16 protein-coding genes are annotated in these 19,083 nt (G+C 42.0%); 11 read left to right on the forward strand and 5 right to left on the reverse strand.

Going from position 1 to position 19,083, the window contains the following annotated elements:
• Positions 1–128: 128 nt before the first annotated feature.
• Positions 129–746, forward strand: a complete 618-nt coding sequence (locus tag IGJ26_RS07415; protein WP_016613374.1) for an HAD-IA family hydrolase — start codon at positions 129–131, stop codon at positions 744–746.
• A gap of 72 nt (positions 747–818) precedes the next feature.
• On the opposite strand, the gene IGJ26_RS07420 is transcribed toward IGJ26_RS07415, so the two are convergent.
• Entirely contained in the window at positions 819–2,261 is a 1,443-nt protein-coding gene (locus tag IGJ26_RS07420) for a sensor histidine kinase (RefSeq protein ID WP_194199490.1), read from the reverse strand.
• On the reverse strand, positions 2,251–2,919 hold the full coding sequence (locus IGJ26_RS07425; RefSeq protein WP_005236299.1) for a response regulator transcription factor: 669 nt from the start codon (positions 2,917–2,919) through the stop codon (positions 2,251–2,253). The genes IGJ26_RS07420 and IGJ26_RS07425 overlap by 11 nt, the downstream gene beginning before the upstream one ends.
• 170 nt (positions 2,920–3,089) lie before the next feature.
• On the opposite strand from IGJ26_RS07425, the gene IGJ26_RS07430 reads away from it, so the two are divergent.
• Together IGJ26_RS07430 and IGJ26_RS07435 are read left to right on the forward strand one after the other, a co-directional pair.
• Positions 3,090–4,889 carry a penicillin-binding transpeptidase domain-containing protein gene (locus IGJ26_RS07430; RefSeq protein ID WP_194199491.1) on the forward strand — a complete coding sequence of 600 codons (1,800 nt, stop codon included), beginning with the start codon at positions 3,090–3,092 and terminating at the stop codon, positions 4,887–4,889.
• A 196-nt stretch (positions 4,890–5,085) separates the two neighbouring features.
• A complete protein-coding gene (locus IGJ26_RS07435; protein WP_194199492.1) occupies positions 5,086–6,126 on the forward strand; it encodes a CAP-associated domain-containing protein in 1,041 nt (346 codons plus the stop codon).
• A gap of 118 nt (positions 6,127–6,244) precedes the next feature.
• On the opposite strand, the gene IGJ26_RS07440 is transcribed toward IGJ26_RS07435, so the two are convergent.
• Positions 6,245–7,270, reverse strand: a complete 1,026-nt coding sequence (locus IGJ26_RS07440; RefSeq protein ID WP_008381361.1) for an AraC family transcriptional regulator — start codon at positions 7,268–7,270, stop codon at positions 6,245–6,247.
• Positions 7,271–7,437: 167 nt separating this feature from the next.
• Here IGJ26_RS07440 and IGJ26_RS07445 point away from each other — a divergent pair, with 167 nt between their 5' ends.
• From IGJ26_RS07445 to holA, 6 genes are all read left to right on the forward strand, one after another.
• A complete protein-coding gene (locus tag IGJ26_RS07445) occupies positions 7,438–8,727 on the forward strand; it encodes a PTS sugar transporter subunit IIC (RefSeq protein ID WP_016613379.1) in 1,290 nt (429 codons plus the stop codon).
• 19 nt (positions 8,728–8,746) lie between these two features.
• A complete protein-coding gene (locus tag IGJ26_RS07450) occupies positions 8,747–11,341 on the forward strand; it encodes a family 78 glycoside hydrolase catalytic domain (RefSeq protein ID WP_194199493.1) in 2,595 nt (864 codons plus the stop codon).
• Positions 11,342–11,428: 87 nt separating this feature from the next.
• Positions 11,429–12,070, forward strand: coding sequence for a helix-hairpin-helix domain-containing protein (locus IGJ26_RS07455; RefSeq protein WP_008381358.1), 642 nt, complete (start codon positions 11,429–11,431; stop codon positions 12,068–12,070).
• A 93-nt stretch (positions 12,071–12,163) separates the two neighbouring features.
• Positions 12,164–12,661 (forward strand): ComE operon protein 2, encoded by a 498-nt coding sequence (locus tag IGJ26_RS07460; RefSeq protein ID WP_005236270.1) that lies wholly within the window; start codon positions 12,164–12,166, stop codon positions 12,659–12,661.
• Complete coding sequence (locus IGJ26_RS07465; protein WP_430599981.1) at positions 12,633–14,876, forward strand: DNA internalization-related competence protein ComEC/Rec2; 2,244 nt, start codon at positions 12,633–12,635, stop codon at positions 14,874–14,876. Before IGJ26_RS07460 ends, IGJ26_RS07465 begins: the two co-directional genes overlap by 29 nt.
• Positions 14,877–14,907: 31 nt before the next feature.
• Positions 14,908–15,927 (forward strand): DNA polymerase III subunit delta, encoded by a 1,020-nt coding sequence (gene holA, locus IGJ26_RS07470; RefSeq protein ID WP_429976612.1) that lies wholly within the window; start codon positions 14,908–14,910, stop codon positions 15,925–15,927.
• Positions 15,928–15,979: 52 nt separating this feature from the next.
• On the opposite strand, the gene rpsT is transcribed toward holA, so the two are convergent.
• On the reverse strand, positions 15,980–16,234 hold the full coding sequence (gene rpsT / locus IGJ26_RS07475) for a 30S ribosomal protein S20 (protein ID WP_005230162.1): 255 nt from the start codon (positions 16,232–16,234) through the stop codon (positions 15,980–15,982).
• Between the two features lie 236 nt (positions 16,235–16,470).
• Between rpsT and IGJ26_RS07480 the strand changes: the two genes are divergently transcribed.
• Positions 16,471–17,526 (forward strand): inorganic phosphate transporter, encoded by a 1,056-nt coding sequence (locus IGJ26_RS07480; RefSeq protein WP_430599982.1) that lies wholly within the window; start codon positions 16,471–16,473, stop codon positions 17,524–17,526.
• A 12-nt stretch (positions 17,527–17,538) separates the two neighbouring features.
• Positions 17,539–18,162 (forward strand): DUF47 domain-containing protein, encoded by a 624-nt coding sequence (locus tag IGJ26_RS07485; protein ID WP_008381351.1) that lies wholly within the window; start codon positions 17,539–17,541, stop codon positions 18,160–18,162.
• Between the two features lie 74 nt (positions 18,163–18,236).
• On the opposite strand, the gene IGJ26_RS07490 is transcribed toward IGJ26_RS07485, so the two are convergent.
• Positions 18,237–19,070 (reverse strand): undecaprenyl-diphosphate phosphatase, encoded by an 834-nt coding sequence (locus tag IGJ26_RS07490; protein ID WP_005236259.1) that lies wholly within the window; start codon positions 19,068–19,070, stop codon positions 18,237–18,239.
• Positions 19,071–19,083: the final 13 nt, after the last annotated feature.

Here is a 19,083-nt window from a genome sequence, read left to right on the forward strand (position 1 = left end):
GTTTTTTCTTGTGGAGGAAATCCCTTGATAAATAAGACAAACCAAACAAAGTGTGGTAAACTTTTTAGAGTTACAGAAAATGAATGGAACTTTCATTCATTTGAAAAAGGGAGAAAACGAGGGATATCATGTACCAATCTTACATATGGGATTTTGACGGAACACTTTACGACAGCTACCCAATCATGTTAAAAGCTTTTATTAAGACATTGAAGGAGTATGGCTTCGATCCAGATCCAGCGGAGATTTATTATATATTGAAAGATTCATCTTCCAAAAAAGTTGCTGAAAAATACAACTTAGATTTTCAAGAGTTCACTAAAGCATTCAAAGCAAATGAAGCGCTGGATGATCGTTTGCCGCTTTCCTTTGTAGGAACCAAAGAAACATTAGAAGCCGTGGTTGCTGCTGGTGGCAAGAACTACATTTTGACCCACCGCGATGTCGTTTCAACAAAAGAGCTGTTAGAAAAAGAACAGATGGCAGACCTGATCGTTGAGATCGTAGGACCGGAAAACAACTTTCCCCGTAAACCTGATCCAACTTCATTGATTTATCTTGTCGAAAAATATCATTTAGACAAAGATCAGACCGTCATGATCGGCGATCGTACGATGGATGTTTTTGCAGGACAAGGAGCAGGTGTCAAGACGATATTTTATGATATAGAAGGTCTCTTAAAAGATGTATCTGCCGACCATACCGTCCAATCAATGGCTGAAATACAAGAAATCATTAAGTCTTGAGAAATCAAGGCTTTTTTTGTGCATAGAAAGTAAGTCATTCAGTACTCATGATGAACGGTATAAACGTAGTTCTCATTGGTCTTCTAGTCTCGGCACAACAAACCAAAAACAGGTCACACCATTTTTCGACTCAGCACCATATTCGAAGGCATGAGAAGTCAAAATGGTTTTCACGATCGCTAAGCCGATGCCGGTTCCTTCTTTATGTCCTGCTTGATGTTGGACGCGTTGGTATCTTTCCCAAATAAGTTCGAGTTGTTCTGGAGGGATATCTTTTCCAGGATTGATGACAGCAACTTTTGTTCCTGCAGATGTATTTGTTAATTTAATTAAGAGTCGTTCATTTTTAGGTGTATGGTTGATGCCATTGTTTATTAAATTACGCAAAACCTGTTCCATTTTGATGCGATCAAAAAGAGCATTTCCATTCGTACAATCTGCTTCAAAATCGGCAGTGATGTCATATTGATTGGCGATCCCTCTTGCGTAGGCAACGACGGAGGAAACCACCTCGTATGTATTCCAGATTTCATTTTTAAGTTGTGTATAGCCTGCTTGCATGATAGAGAAATCCATGATGTCATCAACCATGGCACTCATACGGTGGGCTTCGCTGATAATTAGTTCCATATGTTCTTTTCGAAGGCGTTCGTCACTTCCAGAAACATCACGTACCATCTCCCCATAACCCGTGATCAACGCGAGGGGGGATCGTAGTTCATGAGAAACATTGGCAATCACTTCTTTGCGCAACACGTCTACTCGCTGAAGTTCTGTGCTTAAGTCCGCAACTGATTCAGAAAGTGTACCTAATTCATCACTACGCTTAAGTTTGGGTACGGAATAAAGCTCGCCGTTGGTTAAGCGGATGATGGCTTCTTTGATGGTTTTGATCGGGCGAATAAAATGCTGTGCTAAAAAAAAGGAGATCGTTGACGCAAAAATAGTTAATATGATGGTGAATAGAAAGAGTTGCTGTCGATTCATGCTTTGAAGCGCTTCGATTTGAGTGATCGTATTGGAGAGCAAAAGGGCAGCTGGGCGTTGGAAAAGAGTCGTAGGAACGCCAATAAGAATGGCAGAAGACTTTTCAAAGTCTTCTACAGTACTAAGGCTCTCACCGTTAAGGACAGTGGGTGCATGAGATAACAACCAGCTGTATTCGTTGCTCAACCCATCTATGTTTAATTGTTGTCCATTGTTAAATGCCGCCAGAATTTCGCCATCCTCGTCGACTAAAAAAAGAGTCCCAACGATCGTTTTACTGAGGAAAAGCAATGGATCTTCTGGTAAATCATCTGGATCTACTGCCATTTCTTCAACAGCGGCAGCTGTTTCCTGAACTGTTTCTAAAAGTGATTCTTTCGTTACATTGATATAATTTGGTTCAAAGAGCAAAATTTGAACAGTCCATAAAAAAGCAATGCCAATGATGACCAGCAGCATATTGGCGGACCAAAGCCGCACGAGTAATTTACTTTTGATGTAAGTAAAACCTAACCGACTAGTCTTCATAATCAAATTTATACCCAACGCCCCAAACCGTTTGGATCAACTCTCGGTAATCCCCTAGACGCTCTCGCAAGGACTTGATGTGTGTATCCACTGTTCTGGTATCACCGAAATAATCGAAGCCCCAGACACCTTCTAAAATTGATTCTCGGCTCAAAGCAATATGATTATTTTTTGTCAAATAGACCAGCAGATCGAATTCTTTTGGCGTAAGCGGCAGAGGATTCCCTTTGATCGTTACAGTATGAGAAAAAACATTGACTTCGAGATCGCCATAAACGATCTTTTCGAACTGAAATTGACTACTTCGTTTCAACACAGCTTTGATGCGAGCCATCAGCTCTTTAGGGCTAAATGGCTTGGCGATGTAATCATCGGCACCAAGATTGAAGCCAAAGAGTTTGTCATACTCTTCCTTTCGAGCGGTAATCATGATGACTGGCGTGTTACAGCTACCTCTGATTTCCGAAAGCGTCTGAAAGCCATCTTTTCCCGGCATCATGACATCTAGGAGAATCAAATCGAATGAATGATTGGTTAATTTTTCCAAAGTTTCTTTTCCATCTGATGCTTCAAAACATAGATACCCTTCGATCTCCGCATAAGTTTTCACTAGGGCACGCATATGAGTGTCATCATCGACAATCAATATTTTTTGCAATTTTATTCACATCCTTAAAAATAATTTATATTTTTTAAAGTATATCACAGCATAATCGCTGAATTAATAGGAAAATGACTCTTTGAAAAATAATTGTTCTTTCCCTCACAAGATCATCACAAATACCCAATACTATAGAGGTATATTCGATCGAAAGGGGCGCTTTGGCGATGTATGACTATCATATAGTCAAAAAGAAAAAAGCGAAGAAAAATCGTAAGCTTGTCGGTCATTGGTTATACATAATCAGTCTTGCGCTTTTTATGGGGTTTTCTGCACGTTTGATTTACATTGTTCAAGTCGGCGTGATTGCTGGCGTCTCTTTGTCTGAAAGAATAGAAAATTTGTATTATAGTTCACGATCCATCGAAACAAGTCGAGGGGCAATTTTTGATCGGCAGGGGACAGTGATCGCACAGGATATTCTTTCCTATACTGTTCGAGCGGTTCTTTCTGAAGATTACATTGATAATGGACGACCCATGTATTTAGACAGAGCGCGCTTTGAGGAGACCGCAACGATTCTTTCGGAGTATTTACCTATTTCTAACGAGCAAGTTTTGTCTATCTTGACAGACGGTGCGAATCAAATAGACCCGCCTGTCTTTCAAGTGGAATTTGGCAATGTTGGTAGTGGTCTAAGTGTGACCACTCGAAATCAAATCGAAGCGGCGTTTGATGCAGCTGGAATCAATGGTATCTATTTCGATGCTCGTTCAAGTCGCAGCTATCCGAATGGCATCTTTTCTTCACATTTGATAGGGACAACGTCAGATGATGATGAAATTCGAGTCGGAGTTTCTGGATTAGAATATGTACTGAACGACTTTTTGAAGAATCAAAATGGGCGAGAGTCTTTTCAAGTCAATGCTTCAGGGAATCCTGTTCCTGCAACCAATCAAATGGTAGAAGAAGGCGTAGATGGGAACGATGTTTGGACGACATTAGATGCTCATCTGCAGTTATTCACTGAATCAGTGATGGATGAGGTTATGGAACAAACACGACCAGAGAATCTGACGGCTTTATTAATGGATGCGAAAACTGGAGAGATTTTAACGATGGCTCAAAGACCTAGTTTTCATCCAGAGACCCAAGAAGGAATTGCGGATGAGCACTTTATTTGGCGTAATCTTTTTACGGAAGAGATGTATGAACCAGGTTCGACCTTGAAGCTGGCAACCGTTGCGGCAGCGATTGATGAAGGTGTTTTTGATCCGACGGAACGCTACAATCCTGTGAGTATGCAGATTGAAGATCGAGTCATCAACGACCACGACTCAGGAGCAAATGGTGAGTTGACGATGCGGCAAGCGTTAGCTTGGTCAAGCAACACTGGGATGGTTCGACTTCAGCAACGGATCGGTTTTGATGCATGGGCGCAGTATTTAACTGATTTTGGACTAGGGAAAGTTACAGGAAGTGAGCTTCCCGGTGAGGTGCCTGGTATCTTACCTTCAAGAAATCGGGTGGATTATGCCATGAGTTCTTATGGCCATGCGATTGGGGTCAATCAGATGCAGATGATGCAGTTATTTAGCGCATTTGCCAATGGTGGCGAGATGATTCGTCCGCAATTGATTCGGCAAGTGGGAGAAGAGACCCAAGTTTTTCCAGAAGTCGTTTCTCAGCCTATTGCACAAACAGCGGCTGATGCTGTATTGGAATACATGACCGATGTAGTGACGGATGAACGCTATGGCACCGCTTATGATGTATACCAACTGACGAACCATGAGATTTCTGTCAAAACTGGGACTGCTCAGATCGCCAATGAGAATGGTCAAGGGTACATGACAGGAGAGTTTGATTATATTTATTCGGCGGTCTCGATCTATCCAACGGATGATCCACAGTTTATTCTTTACCTCACTATCAAGCGACCAGAAGAATACGATCGTCATACCTTAGCTAAAATTGCCAATCCATTGATGGAGCGTTCGATGGCGCTGCAAAGTTTTCGTGAGTAAAAAAGTTTCTTAACAGGAGCTTAAAAAGACATAGACCATCTAAGAAGTTTCATGCTGCAGCTGGTCAATTTTCCACAGGAATGATAGTCTTTAGAAAAGGCAGGACGGTTTATCAGCGATCCAATCTAGGGATGAATGAGTGGATAAACGATCGCGCTACAGCTAACACATAATGATTCATTGACGGAGGTGTCATATGAAAAAAATAAAATTCTTAATCAAAAGCATTTTTCTCATCGGACTTCTTTATTTTGTGAGCCAGATGATTGCATGGCAAGACGGGCGCTTGGCATTTCGGGATGCTCGACTCAACGAGATCACTCAATCTCTCTCGTCCCAATTTTCTCCTTCACAAGACACTTCAGCCAGGCCATCGGCAGAAACACCTGCCCAGACATATTTATATAATGAATCACGACAAGTGATCGAAGAAACCTTTGGAGAAGCGATCAATGAATCAGCGAATAGGTATGGACTGAACTGGACTTCCTATCACGATGATTTTCGTAACTTCATGATGGTGATGTACGATGAACATGATATTGCGCAAGGGATCTATACGAATCAAGACACGATTCTTATCGATGACACGCTAGGTATCGGGTCTTCAAAAGCAAGCGTTCGTAATCAGATGGGTACGCGCCAAGAAAGTCTACAACGAGGATCAAGACGGTATCGCATCGATTCTGATGCCGACTATGATCTGTTCTTACAAGACGACCAATTGATTACTTTTTTCTATGATGTTCATGCCGAAGATACAGTGACTGCGATTCAAATCATCAATCGCTCGCTAGAAACACGCCATGCGAATGATTTTCGCCAAAATCAAGCTGCCATTTTAAGCGGCTTACGAACACAGTTATTTGAATTAACGAATGCCACCCGAGTGAAATTTGGTTTGTCGCCCCTTGGATTCAGTGAAGCAACCAGTGAGACTGCCGTCAAGCATAGCCAAGATATGGCAGAACATCGATACTTTGACCATATTGGGTTAGATGGATCGACTCCATTTGATCGGATGCAAGAAGACGGGATCAGCTTCACTGCTGTAGGGGAGAATTTGGCATTTGGCCAAGCCAGCAGTATTTACGCCCATCAAGGTTTAATGAATTCAGAGGGACATCGGGCAACGATTCTAAACGATGAGTATCAATTTCTCGGGATCGGTATTGCGATCGATACCAGCGAACAGCCATATTATACAACGTTGTATCACCGAGGATCGGCATCGTGAATTCCTGAATTGCTTGAAACTGATTAGTTAAAAAACACTGCTCATTTGAGATTGCTGCGTTAGCAGCATCAAGTGAGCAGTGTTTTTTTGTCGATAAAATGGTGTGCAGCAGTATTGTTTAGTTTTGACGGTAGGCATGAGGAGAGCACTGATACTTCTTTTGAAACAGCTTATAGAAGAATGAGACATTTTTATAGCCGACTTGGTGTGCGATTTGTTCCACAGGCAGAGAAGAGCTTCTCAACAATAAACTGGCTTGATTGAGTTTTAATTCTTGAAGGATCGTCACAAAGGATCGACCAAGCTGCTGACTGATACGGCGACTCAAATAGCTCGGGTTGTATCCAAATGCCTCCGCAACCGAGGCTAGTGTGCAAGTAGCGAAATGTTTCTCCAGATAGTCCAACACTTCTCCGAGGTACAGTTGGTCACTTTTTTGCGACTCGATCCGTTGTTTTTCCTGGAAGTTACGAACGAGTTCGGAAAAAATAATGATCATATAGGAATGGATGACCTCATGAGAACCGAAGGAGGGATTAAAGAACTGGGCCAAGACCCCAAAAATCGCATCAATCAAATAGTCGTTGTTACTCGTTTCAAACACTAGGTATTGATTGTGCTTTTGGCTTTCAGATAACGCATTGATGGCAAAATCGGCGATCATGCTATTGGATGCCAACCGACTGAGCATCTGGGTGGAAAAGTACTCTTTGCTGATCAAAAAGTTAATAACAATGTCGTCTTGATTTGTTTCGATAATTTGGTGGATCACCCCTGTATCTAGTAAGCAAAAGTCACCTGCCTTTAGGATCACTTTTTTCTCATTGATCATGATCGTGACTGTTCCAGAAAAAACATAATTCATTTCGATAAAATCATGCTGATGTAGCGGCGTAGGAGAAAAGCGTGCATGTTTTAAAATCAAAAGCTGGCTTGTCTTAAGAAATCCGCTATCTTGCGGCCGTTTTCGTATGAGACGAGAAAGGTGTTTTTCGAATGTATATTGGTAAATTGGCTCATTTTTCTCAGTGTAGACTTTCTTGAAATCCTCATAATTGTATGGAAGGGATTGCGTCTTTTTAAGGGCTATTTCTTCGGTAGTCGTCAATTGTTGTAACTGCTGCAGAATGTTCTGTTTATCCATCGCTTTCTCCTTAGATAAAAAATAGTCAATGAAATAGTAGAGTATCGTCATTGAAGACAGGTAGAGATAGTATATAATACTTGTATGATAGCGTTATCAATTATCATAATCCGGATGATAATAATAGTCAATAGTACCAGCAAATTCGAAAGAAATGGGGAATCACCATGAACCACGACAAACCATCATTAGGGGATAAGATCCAAAGTACCCTTGGTCCATTTGCAAGTAAAGTTAATGGGAATATTTATATTACTTCAGTTAGGGATGCAATGTTAGCTTACATGCCATTCACCTTTATTGCGTCGATCTTTTTAATTATTGCTTTTTTTCCGATCCAACAAGTGACCGATTTTATTACTATGGTGTTGCGAACAGAAGATGCTAGTGTCTGGCAAGAGAAATTGCTCTATGTCAACAATGCCACACTCGCAATCGGTGGTTTGCTAGTTGTCATTTCCCTCGCAAAATCACTGGCAGAAAAACTTGAAACAAACGTTTTGCAATGTGTCTTAACTGCTTTTGTTTCCTTTTTACTATTAACACCGTTGGATGCAATGGAAGCAGGGACTTTTTTAGATATCACCCGCGTTAGCGCGCAATCGATGTTTTTAGCGATTATTGTCGGTATTTTTAGTACAGTTCTTTATAAAAAAATTGAGGGTAAAGGAATCAAAATCAAAATGCCAGCAGCGGTACCACCAGCTGTTTCTGGTCCATTCGAATCGGTGATTCCATCTTTTCTTGTCATCACGACGATTTGGGTCATCCGACTCATCATCGAAGCCTTATTTAACAGTGATGCCATGACGTTGATCAATGGGACCCTTGGTATTCCATTAACTATGTTAGGTGGCTCCCTAGTTGGAATGGTCGTTGTGAAAATTTTCGAGCAATTCCTATGGTTTTTTGGCCTTCATGGAACCTCGATCATTCAAGCAGTGATGGACCCAATCCATCAAGTCCTTGAAGACCAAAATCGTGTGGCATCAGTGGCGGGAGAGATTCCAACGAATATTATCAGTATGAGTTTTCGGAATCATTTTGCTTCGATTGGCGTCGTTGGTGCGATCATTGCTATTTTGATCGTAGCAAAAAGTAAACAGTACAAAGAGGTTGGAAAAATTGCTAGTGTTCCTTATATTTTCAATATCGGTGAACCAGCGTTGTTCGGGATACCGTTGATGTTGAATTTCAGTTTTATCATTCCTTTTGTTTTTGCAAATGCCGTCACAACGATCGTCGCTTACTTTGCTTTTTATTTCGGGCTAGTCCCGATCCCAACTGGGCTTGCGCAAATTCCGTGGACGACTCCGCCGATCATTAGCGGCTATTTTGTCACTGGTAGTATCATGGGCGCATTGTTACAAATCGTCTTGATCGTGATCGCAACGATGATTTGGTTGCCATTTATCAAAGTTGCTGATAAGCAGATCTGTGTTGAAGAAGCACAATAACCCACGAAAGGAGCAGCTTATGAAAGAAACGATAACCATCAACGGAATGACAAAGCCATTAACAGTGGATTTAAATGATCCGATCCTTATTGAATGGTCGATGACCAATCACCAAGGCTACCGATTGCAAATTTTCAATGAACAGCAGCAAGCAGTGTATGACGTTTCCAACATAGCCGCTTCTGAGAATAAAATGGCGGTCCACTTGCCACAGCATCTGCAGCGAAAAAAATATCAAGTCAAATTGACCGCCGGAGCAGGAAACGATGTCACCAGTTACAGTAGTGTGTTTTTCACGATAGCAAAGCGTGAGAAACCTAAAGAAACTATGGGCAAGTGGATCACTCGCTTAGATGATCCTATTAAAAAAGAACGTTTTTACTTTTCAGAAGAGAAAAATAGCTGCTTGTCTCGCTCTTTCACACTGGAAAAGTGTCCTTCCTATGCAGTGATTGATTGCTGCGGGCTTGGTTTTTATCGCTTGTCTGTTAATGGAAAAACGGTATCAGATGTTTATTTAAACAGTGATGTAACGAACTATGATCGAGTCGTCTACTATGATACTTATGAGTTAACTGATTTTTTACAGGAGGGAGACAATCGGATCGAAGTTGAACTTGCGAATGGCTGGTACAACCCTGCTCCGATTGAGATTTTAGGTCGGTATAACATCCGCAAACAACTAGCGATCGGCAAACCCTGTTTCTGGGGGGAGCTTCAGTTAAATGATGGAGGAGAGAATCGCTACATTTACTCAGACAATCAGTGGCAAAGTAGTTTTGGGCCTTATTTGCAAAACAATCTTTATATAGGAGAAATCGTTACCGATGTACCTGATCCTCGTCCAGAAGGAAAAACGGTACAAATTGCTGGACCCGCGGGACGTTTTAAGCCAAGCTTTATTCCAAAAATCAAGCGCACACAATCGATCGTTCCCCAAAAAATGACCGAAACTGCAGCGGGACTGCTCATTGACTTCGGTCAAATCATCAGCGGTCAATTTACTTGTACTCTTGAGGAAGATTTCATTGGTCGGATCAGAATCAGCTATGCAGAAACATTAGACGAGCAAGGCAGCCCTGATTATACGTCTACGATCAGTGGAACTTATGGCGTCTACGATCCCTATGAAGGGAAGCAGCCAGATGATCCTATCGTTCAACGAGACATCATTGAGAAAACGGCAGCGAAGACGTTCGTTTTTGAAAACCGTTACACGTATCATTCCTTTCGCTATGCGTTGATCGAGACGAAACCTGCTGACAACCTTCAAGCGATTGTAGGAGCAATCAAAGCCTATCGCTTGCATACGGATGTGAAATCGTTGGTGACACTTGAAACCTCCGATCCTTTCTTGGATCAGTTATGGGCGGTTGGACAAGCCACGCGGTTGAACAACATCCACTCTTATTTTGAGGACTGCACTCGTGAGCGCTTTGGTTATGGTGGGGACATCGTTGCGTTACTACCAACGCAGATGGCAGATCTGGCGATTGAGCCGTTGTTGGAAAAAGTGTTGTGGGATTTTGCCAACGACCAACGATCGGATGGTGCAATGACTGCAACTGCGCCATTTGTAGGAATCATGACAAATGGTCCATCAAATGGTGGTGGTGCGTTAGGGTGGCAATTGGTAGTTTCAGAGCTTGCTTTGGCCTTGGTGAAGACCTATGGAAAACAAGCAGCGGTTGCCAAGCTGCGTCCACAGTTGGAAAGGCATCTCAACTATTTACTCGCTTTTGATTTTGATTATATCGCCCAGTGCTGTCTCGGCGATTGGGGAGCAATTGATGAAACTCAGCAAAACGGGGTTATTACTTCGCCAGATCAGTCCTTTTGCTCTGCCTGCATGTATCTGCTTTTACTACAGCGTTACCAAGAATTGATCGACTTGAGGATCATTGGTAAAGAGGACTATTGTCAGCGAGTGACAGCAGCGATCCAGTACACGACACTGCAAATCAAACAGAAGTTTTCTAAAGAAAATGAGCAATACGGTGCGGGCACCTTGTCTAGCATGATCTTTGCAATGAAGACAGGACTCAGTGAGAAAAAACGAATATTGCCAAAACTAGTACAACGGATCAAGCAGCAAGAGGGTATTTTCTCTTTCGGCATCTTCGGGATGGCATGGAGTTATCAGTTGCTGGCTGAAGCTGGCTATAATGATATTATTTTTGATTGGTTAACGAGGAAATCTGCGCCTAGTTATGCAGCAATGCTGGCAAGCGGAAACGGCACTTTGATGGAACATTTTCCAACGCCGCAACATCCAGCCACTTACGAGGGTTCGTTGAATCATGCCATGTTTGCTTCTTATGGGTATTGGTTTGTCCGTCATTTATTAGGCATTCAGATGACAAGCGCTGGGATACTGATACAACCAGCCTTCGATGTACCTATAGCCCATGTCAAAGGCTCCTTACAAAGTACGTTTGGATTAGTAGCTTTAAGCTGGGAAAAGACTGATCGTACCGTTCGCTTAACGGTGGAGTTGCCACGAACATGTGGCTATGAAATCAGTCAGATGAAAGGTTTTAGAATAGTCAGTGAGAAAATAGAAGATGAGGGGGGGCGAAAAAAAGTTTCCTGCCTATATACGATTACTACTTAGCTAGTGAAAAAGTCGACACGTGGAAAGTGTTGACTTTTTTTCTGTCGTTTACTATCTTTTGCGTATTTCATCTATGAGGTGGTGAAAATGGATCGATGGAAGCTGTTCAAAGACTATTGGCGATTTGCAGTTGGTGGTGCTGTTTTGATGGTGTTGCTGATCATCTGGTTTGTACCGTTCTCGCAAAAAAAAGAAACAAACTGGCATTCAATGGCAGATGCAGCAGGTCAATCGTCTGAAATGGGGGAAGGTGGAGCCCTTCAAGAAGATAGTCTTCACGATGAAGAGTATGAGATCGTTATAGATGTCAAAGGGGAAGTGCACCAACCGGGAATTTATCGCTTGAAATCAGGTGCTCGGATGTATGAATTGATCGAACAAGCAGGTGGTCTGACAGAAGAGGCGTTAGAAACAGCCATAAACTTAGCACAAGTGCTGCAAGATCAACAGATGGTGATCGTCCCTCATAAAGAGGATCAAGCGTTTATGGAGATGAATGCTTCAGGAGTAGGTGGCAGCCAAACAGCAGTGACACAAATCAATCTGAATCAAGCCAATGCGCAGCAACTGCAAGAACTGCCAGGTGTGGGTGCCAAAAAAGCAGAAGCAATCATCGCTTACCGAGAAGAATATGGCTTTTTTAAACAGATTGATGACCTAAAAAAGATCACAGGCATCGGAGAGAAGACCTTTGAGTCCTTGAAAGAGATGATTACAGTGGCGGACTGAACCAAATAAATGTAAGAAATACTAAGAAATGACGGTTGAAAATTCAAGAAATTCGATTAGAATAGAACTAATCAATGACAAAGGAGCAAACGAATGAGCAATACGAGAATCCCATGGGACCAGTATTTTATGGCACAAGCTGTATTACTGTCTTTACGCAGTACGTGTTCCCGACTTGAAGTCGGCGCTACATTAGTCAAAGATCGCCGAATCATCGCTGGAGGCTACAACGGGTCCGTCAGTGGCGATGTACACTGCATTGACGATGGCTGTTATGTTGTCGATGACCATTGTATTCGGACGATTCATGCAGAAATGAATGCCTTATTGCAATGTGCAAAATTAGGGGTATCAACAGACAATGCGGAAATCTATGTGACGCATTTTCCTTGTCTTCCCTGTACGAAAGCAATTTTGCAAGCAGGGGTCAAAAAGATCCATTATTTGAATGACTATCGCAACAATCAGTATGCAATGGAACTGATTCAACAAGTAGGTGCTTCCGTCCACCAAGTTGAACTCGATCCGGTGTATTTTGAAAAACTTTCGTTTGGTGTGCTGAATGATGCACAACCAACAAAAAAGAACTGATTCATTTTTATTTCTTAGTATTATTTTTGCTTGTTCGGTGACTGCTTACTATCGGCAGTCCATCTTACTGGGACTCATTGCACTTTATTATTTCGGGATGCTTGTCTTAAAACGACAAGCATTTTTGTGCATGATTTGTTTTGTCGGAATGTTGCTGTTAAGTGTCCGCGTTTCTCTTTCTCGGACTGGGAACATACAAGAAGGTGAGTATCAAGGGGTAGTCAATGTGCTGCCAGACACGATCAAAATCAATGGCGATCTACTTACATTTGAAGCAAAATCCTCTGCAGGTAAAGTGATTGGCCGTTACACAATTTCTTCAGAGACTGAAAAACAGCAATGGCAGGATCGATCCGATTGGGGGAGAAAGCTGCTGGTGAAAGGATTTTTTTCTCTTCCTGAAAAACCACGAAACCGCCATGGATTTGACTATTCTGCCTATCTGGCTAGTCGATCAATTATTGGCACAGTCCATATCGAGCAAATGGTAGGTATGGAAGAAGCAGATGCAGGCTTTTCACTTGCAAAAGTTCGAGCAGATGTTATTTCTTCTGTTCAACGAATCTTTCCTGAACGCTCAGCTGCCTATATCAATGCATTGCTCTTTGGTTTTAAAGACCATGGCTTTCAAGAAGTACGTCAAATGTATCATGCTAGTGGCTTATTGCATTTCTTTACGATCTCAGGAATGCATGTCGTCTTATTTTTCAAATGGTTTCGCGGATGCTTCTGCCGATTGGGGTTTACGCAAAAAGAAATGCTGTTGCCAATGGGGGTCTTTTTCTTAGCCGTAATTGGTCTTTGTGGCGGCGGCACTAGTGTCTGGCGTGCTGTCTTGGCATTATCGGTTACTCAAGTAACAACTCTTTATCAACAACGGCTATCGGCAAGTGATCATTATGGGATCGTCTTAACGACTCTTTTATTCGTTGATCCCAAAGTATTGCTTCAAACATCGGGGCAACTAAGTCTTTTGATGACCTTCCTGATAGTAATGCAGCAACCGATCAAATTGACGTGGTTTTGGCGTAGTCAGTTCCTCACGGTGCTGGCTGCGCCTGTCATTGCCTCGCTCTTTTATGAATTCCCATTATTTGGGGGCTTTTTGACGTTTGTCTTTTTACCATTTTTTCAAATGGTTTTGCTGCCAGCCTGTTTCTTAATGTTCGTTACTGGGACTCTTTTTCCAACCATCAGTGGGCTGATTGCACTTTTTGAAGGGCTTTTGCTGCTTATGGAAGTTGTCGTGGGCGCTGTAGGAGGCGTATCGATAACGGTGGGTGCCGTTCCTGCAGGATTGGCTGGCAGTTGTTGTTTGTTCAGCATGCTCTTTTACCAAAAGAAAAGGTGGCTGCTGGTGATCTGTTTTTCGCTTGTTGTACCAATCGTCTTTCAGCAGAATCGCGTTTTATCCACCATTAGTTATGTCGATGTTGGTCAAGGCGATAGTATCGTTTTGCAGGCAGAAAAAAATCGCGAAGTTTATGTGATCGATACTGGAGGTTCACTGTCTTTTCCGAAAGAAAACTGGCAAGAGCGCAAACGACAAGCTGCCGCGGAATCTACATTGATTCCTTTTCTGAAAGGGGAGGGAGTCAGTAAGATTACTGGTTTGTTTCTAACTCATGGGGACACGGACCATATGGGGGACGCACTAGCCTTGATGAAGGCGATCCCCGTTGAAACGTTATATCTCGTACCAGGAAGTGAACAAGATCACCGCATCGCCAAGCTTTTAAACGAACTGCCTAAGCAGACATGCGTTGTTTGGACGACGGTTGGCCAAGTAGTGGGTGATTTCCTTCAGTTGCAAGTATTGGCACCAGAATCAGGTGCAGGGCAAAACGAAGATTCGCTGGTGATTAAAACCAAGGTAGGGGATAAAACATTTTTATTTACTGGCGATCTCGAACAAGCAGGGGAAAAAAAGTTGATTCATGATTATCCGAATCTTAAAGTTGATGTATTGAAACTAGGGCATCATGGCAGTCGAACCTCGACGGCACCTGAGTTTGTTGCGGCAATCGATCCCCAATTCGGGATCGTTTCAAGTGGACGGAACAATCGGTACGGGCATCCTCATGAAGAGGTGCTTGAAACGTTGGTAAATCAGACCGTTTTGCGAACCGATCAGCAAGGCATGATCCAATTTATTTGGTCTGAAAAACAACAATCATTTTTGATAAAAACGCTGCTAGACTATCCGATTGACTAATGGTAGGATAAGAATGAAAGCGGGGGGAACGATGGAATTACAAAAAGCGTTGCAAGCAATTCGAACCAAGGAGTTGCAATCGATTTATCTAGTCATCGGCAGTGAAATGTTTTTACAAGAGCAAGTTCGCACGGCCTTTTTGGAGCGTTTTTCCGTTGGGAAAGATGATCTGAATTTTGCTTCCTTTGACATGGAGAAAGATCCCCTTGATATGGTGATCCAAGAAGCTCAATCGTTGCCTTTTTTTGGCGATCAGCGATTACTTTTCGTTGAGCGGCCATTTTTCTTAACGGCTGAAAAAAAGAGCAATGCACCTGAGCATGACCTAGATGATTTTTTGAATTACATCAAAGACCCATTGGAATCATCGGTAATGGTGATTTTTGCAGATGTCGATAAATTAGATGAACGGAAAAAAATTACTAAGCAGCTGAAGAAAGCCGCAGTTGTGATTGATGTCGCACCTATGAAAGAAGCCGACGTGCGTCAGTATCTCCAACAGTCGTTGGCCAATGATGGCATCGAGATGAGCCGAGAGGCGTTTGATTTGTTTTTACGGTTAACGGATCTGCAACTATCAAAAGCGATGCAGGAGTTACAGAAACTACGATTGTATGCAGGAAACGGCAATAAAATCACGAAAGAGATCGTCTTGCAGTTGATCCCTAAGACGTTGGAACATAATGTCTTTGAATTAACCAGTGATGTCTTAAAGGGGAACGTATCGGATGCGTTGCGCTTGTATGACGATCTATTATTGCAAGGGGAAGAGACGATCAAGATCAATGCTATTTTGATCAGCCAAGTCCGTCTACTGTTACAGGCAGCGATTTTGATGGAAATTGGCTACCAGCAAGCCAATATCGCAGAAACGTTGGGGATTCATCCGTACCGAGTGAAGTTAGCGATGCAGCAAGCGCGAGGCTTTGGAGAAAAGCAATTAGCGGCACTCTATAACGAATTGATCGAAAATGATTACTTAGTAAAAAGTGGCCAGATGGACAAAGAGTATTTGTTCCAGCTATTTGTTTTAAAACATGGCAAACAGTAAGTCAAAAAGAAAGGCGCAGCAATCGATGATTGCTGCGCCTTTCTTAATTTGCTTATTTTGCAATTTTTTTACTTAAACGAGATTTGTCGCGACTAGCTTTGTTCTTGTGGATCAATCCTTTAGTCTCAGCCATATCGATTGCTTTAACAGCATCTTTATATAACGCATCTACGTTATCAGCACCAGCTTCAACAGCTTGATCAAATTTTTTGATTGCTGTACGCATTGTGCTTACTTGAGATGAATTCTTAGCATTAGCCGCTTCGCTTGTGCGAACACGTTTGATTGCAGATTCAATGTTTGGCATGTATTTCACCTCCGAAAAAAAAGTTCAATTACGTTTAGAAAACGTATAAATCAACACTAGTCATTATACCTAATGCCAAGAGTGATTGCAATAAAAGTTGTAAAGAAATTTTACTTAACACAAAAATTTGTTTTTTGGCCGTGCTATTTTTTGCTTTATGGTTTTGAAAAATGCTTCTTTACACATTTTTTACTGAATAGTTATAAAAAGTTTACACAGAAAGAGCTTTCTATGCTATGATTACTTCGGAATTTTTAAATGGGGGAATCTATGTGAATATCGCTTTGTTTCTAACGATTGTCTTGTCATTAGGGGTGATTTTCGTCAACGGGTGGACGGATGCGCCGAATGCTATTGCAACCGCTGTCTCCACGAGAGTCTTACGCCCGAATATCGCCATTGGCATGGCTGTCGTCATGAATTTCTTAGGTGTGCTAGTGATGACGTATTTTAATGCGCAAGTTGCAGAAACCATCAGTAATATTGTGACTTTTGACTCAGGCGGGAGTTTTCGGGTCTCACAGATCGCATTAGCCGCTGCCTTGTTTTCAATTGTTGTTTGGACGGTCGCAGCTTGGTATTTTGGGATCCCAACCAGTGAATCTCACGCATTGATTGCGGGATTGACAGGGGCTGCCATGGCTCTGGGTGGTTTACATGCAGTCAACGGTGAAGAATGGATGAAAGTCTTAATCGGTCTCGTTGTGTCTACGTTAATGGGGTTTATTGGTGGATTTTTGATCACGAAACTGATCGTATGGCTCTTTCGCGATACCCAACGGCGAAAAGCCAACAAAATTTTTACAGTTGGTCAAGCCATCGCGGCTGGTGTCAATGCCTTCTTGCATGGTGCCCAAGATGGACAAAAATTCATGGGTGTGTTCATGTTAGGCCTTTTTTACAACAATCTTGCTGAAAAGACCGGCAATGGCTTTGCCATCCCACTGTGGGTGATGGTTCTTTGTTCCTTGACCATGGGGATCGGTACATCGGTCGGTGGGATGAAGATCATTAAATCAGTGGGGATGGATATGGTAAAACTGGAAAAATACCAAGGCTTTTCTGCAGATGTTACTGCAGCAATCTGTTTGTTCTTGTCTTCCGTATTTGGTATCCCAGTTTCAACAACGCACACGAAAACGACCGCTATCATGGGCGTTGGAGCGTCTCGGCGTTTTTCTAGCGTTGATTGGCGCATTGTAAAAGAAATGATCTATGCTTGGATTTTAACCTTTCCTGGCTGTGGATTGATTGCGTTTCTAATGGTCAAATTTTTATTGCTAATTTTGTGAGGAGAGAAAGTAATGGCACGAAAAAAAGGATTCGATTATTTTGCAGCAATGGAGCAGTTGGCGACGAACGGCCATTTAGCTGCCAAACGTTTTTCGCTTTTGATCAACGATTATTCTGAACGAGCATTGACCGAAGCAGCAGCTGAGATTCATGCTTTGGAAAAAGAAGGGGATAAAGTGATCGCTGAGCTAACCAATGAGTTATATGATTCATTTATCACCCCTATCGATCGCGAGGACATCCTAGTCATTTCAGAGCGTCTAGATGATATTTTGGATGGCATTATGGGACTGACTTATTTATTTGAGAATTTGGTCATTACGAAGATCCGCCCTGAAACCAACTTATTTGCTGGAATGATCGTTCAAGCGACACAAGGCGTTGAAACGGCCTTAAAAGAATTTCCTAAGTTCAAAAATTCAAAAACATTGCGTCAAATGATTAATGATGTGAATACGATTGAATCAGAAGCAGACCGTTTGTATTCAAAAATGAAAAAAGCGTTATTCACAGACGAAACGGACGTTCTTGAAATCATTAAATGGAAAGATGTTTATGATCGTTTTGAATCAATTATCAACGACACCGAAAGTGCGGTTGATATTATCGATGGTATGGTAATCAAAAACACGTGAGGAACTAGAGACCTTTCAAACAAAAAAAGAGCAACTCTTGTGGCACATACCTGCCCAAGAGTTGCTCTTTTTGCTTATAATTGGATCAGCCAATAGCCGATCAAAATGATTCCTAATACGATACGATACCATCCAAATACGGTAAAATCGTTACGCTTGATGTAGTTCATCAAGAAACGGATTGCGATGATCGAAACGATGAATGAGACGATGGTTCCTGTTAATAAGATGACGGTTCCTTGGAAATCAAAGGCATTGCCATCTTTCAAAAACTTGAAGATTTTCAAGGCACTGGCACCAAACATGGTTGGAATACCTAAGAAAAATGAAAATTCAGCAGCAACATAACGAGAAGCGCCGATCATGATAGCACCTAAGATAGTAGCACCAGAACGAGAAGTTCCTGGGATCAATGCCAATACCTGGAACATGCCGACAATCAAGGCCGCTTTGTAGGTGAATTTGTTCAAATCGGTACATTTCGGTGCTTTATTCTTGTTTCGTTTTTCAACTACGATAAAGCCGATCCCATAAACGATCAAGACGATCGAAACGGAGAAAAAGTTGTAGAAGTGCGCATCTAACCAATCATCTAACGGCAATCCGATAATAACCGATGGCAAGACCGCAACAATAACTTTAAACCATAACGTCCACGTATCTTTTTTCTCTATTTCATTTTTTTGTGGGGAAAAAGGGTTCAGTTTATGGAAATATAAGTAGACGACCGCTAGTATCGCGCCCAATTGAATGACAACATTGAACATCGTCATAAATTCGGGGGTAACATTCAAACCGATAAATTCGTCGGCAAGAATCAAGTGACCAGTGCTGCTAATTGGCAGCCATTCCGTGATCCCTTCAATGATCCCAAATAAAATCGCTTTTATAAAATTTGTAAAAAACATTGGTCCAGTCCTT

Source organism: Enterococcus sp. AZ095a (genome assembly GCF_050546735.1).
In the GTDB taxonomy this organism is placed as follows: Bacteria; Bacillota; Bacilli; order Lactobacillales; family Enterococcaceae; genus Enterococcus_D; species Enterococcus_D entomosocium.

Coding starts and splice junctions, on each gene's coding strand:
- IGJ26_RS07415 (WP_016613374.1), top strand. CDS start 129: ATGTACCAATCTTACATATGGGATTTTGACGGAACACTTTACGACAGC.
- IGJ26_RS07420 (WP_194199490.1), bottom strand. CDS start 2,261: ATGAAGACTAGTCGGTTAGGTTTTACTTACATCAAAAGTAAATTACTC.
- IGJ26_RS07430 (WP_194199491.1), top strand. CDS start 3,090: ATGTATGACTATCATATAGTCAAAAAGAAAAAAGCGAAGAAAAATCGT.
- IGJ26_RS07435 (WP_194199492.1), top strand. CDS start 5,086: ATGAAAAAAATAAAATTCTTAATCAAAAGCATTTTTCTCATCGGACTT.
- IGJ26_RS07440 (WP_008381361.1), bottom strand. CDS start 7,270: ATGGATAAACAGAACATTCTGCAGCAGTTACAACAATTGACGACTACC.
- IGJ26_RS07445 (WP_016613379.1), top strand. CDS start 7,438: ATGAACCACGACAAACCATCATTAGGGGATAAGATCCAAAGTACCCTT.
- IGJ26_RS07450 (WP_194199493.1), top strand. CDS start 8,747: ATGAAAGAAACGATAACCATCAACGGAATGACAAAGCCATTAACAGTG.
- IGJ26_RS07455 (WP_008381358.1), top strand. CDS start 11,429: ATGGATCGATGGAAGCTGTTCAAAGACTATTGGCGATTTGCAGTTGGT.
- IGJ26_RS07460 (WP_005236270.1), top strand. CDS start 12,164: ATGAGCAATACGAGAATCCCATGGGACCAGTATTTTATGGCACAAGCT.
- IGJ26_RS07465 (WP_430599981.1), top strand. CDS start 12,633: ATGATGCACAACCAACAAAAAAGAACTGATTCATTTTTATTTCTTAGT.
- holA (WP_429976612.1), top strand. CDS start 14,908: ATGGAATTACAAAAAGCGTTGCAAGCAATTCGAACCAAGGAGTTGCAA.
- rpsT (WP_005230162.1), bottom strand. CDS start 16,234: ATGCCAAACATTGAATCTGCAATCAAACGTGTTCGCACAAGCGAAGCG.
- IGJ26_RS07480 (WP_430599982.1), top strand. CDS start 16,471: ATGATTACTTCGGAATTTTTAAATGGGGGAATCTATGTGAATATCGCT.
- IGJ26_RS07485 (WP_008381351.1), top strand. CDS start 17,539: ATGGCACGAAAAAAAGGATTCGATTATTTTGCAGCAATGGAGCAGTTG.
- IGJ26_RS07490 (WP_005236259.1), bottom strand. CDS start 19,070: ATGTTTTTTACAAATTTTATAAAAGCGATTTTATTTGGGATCATTGAA.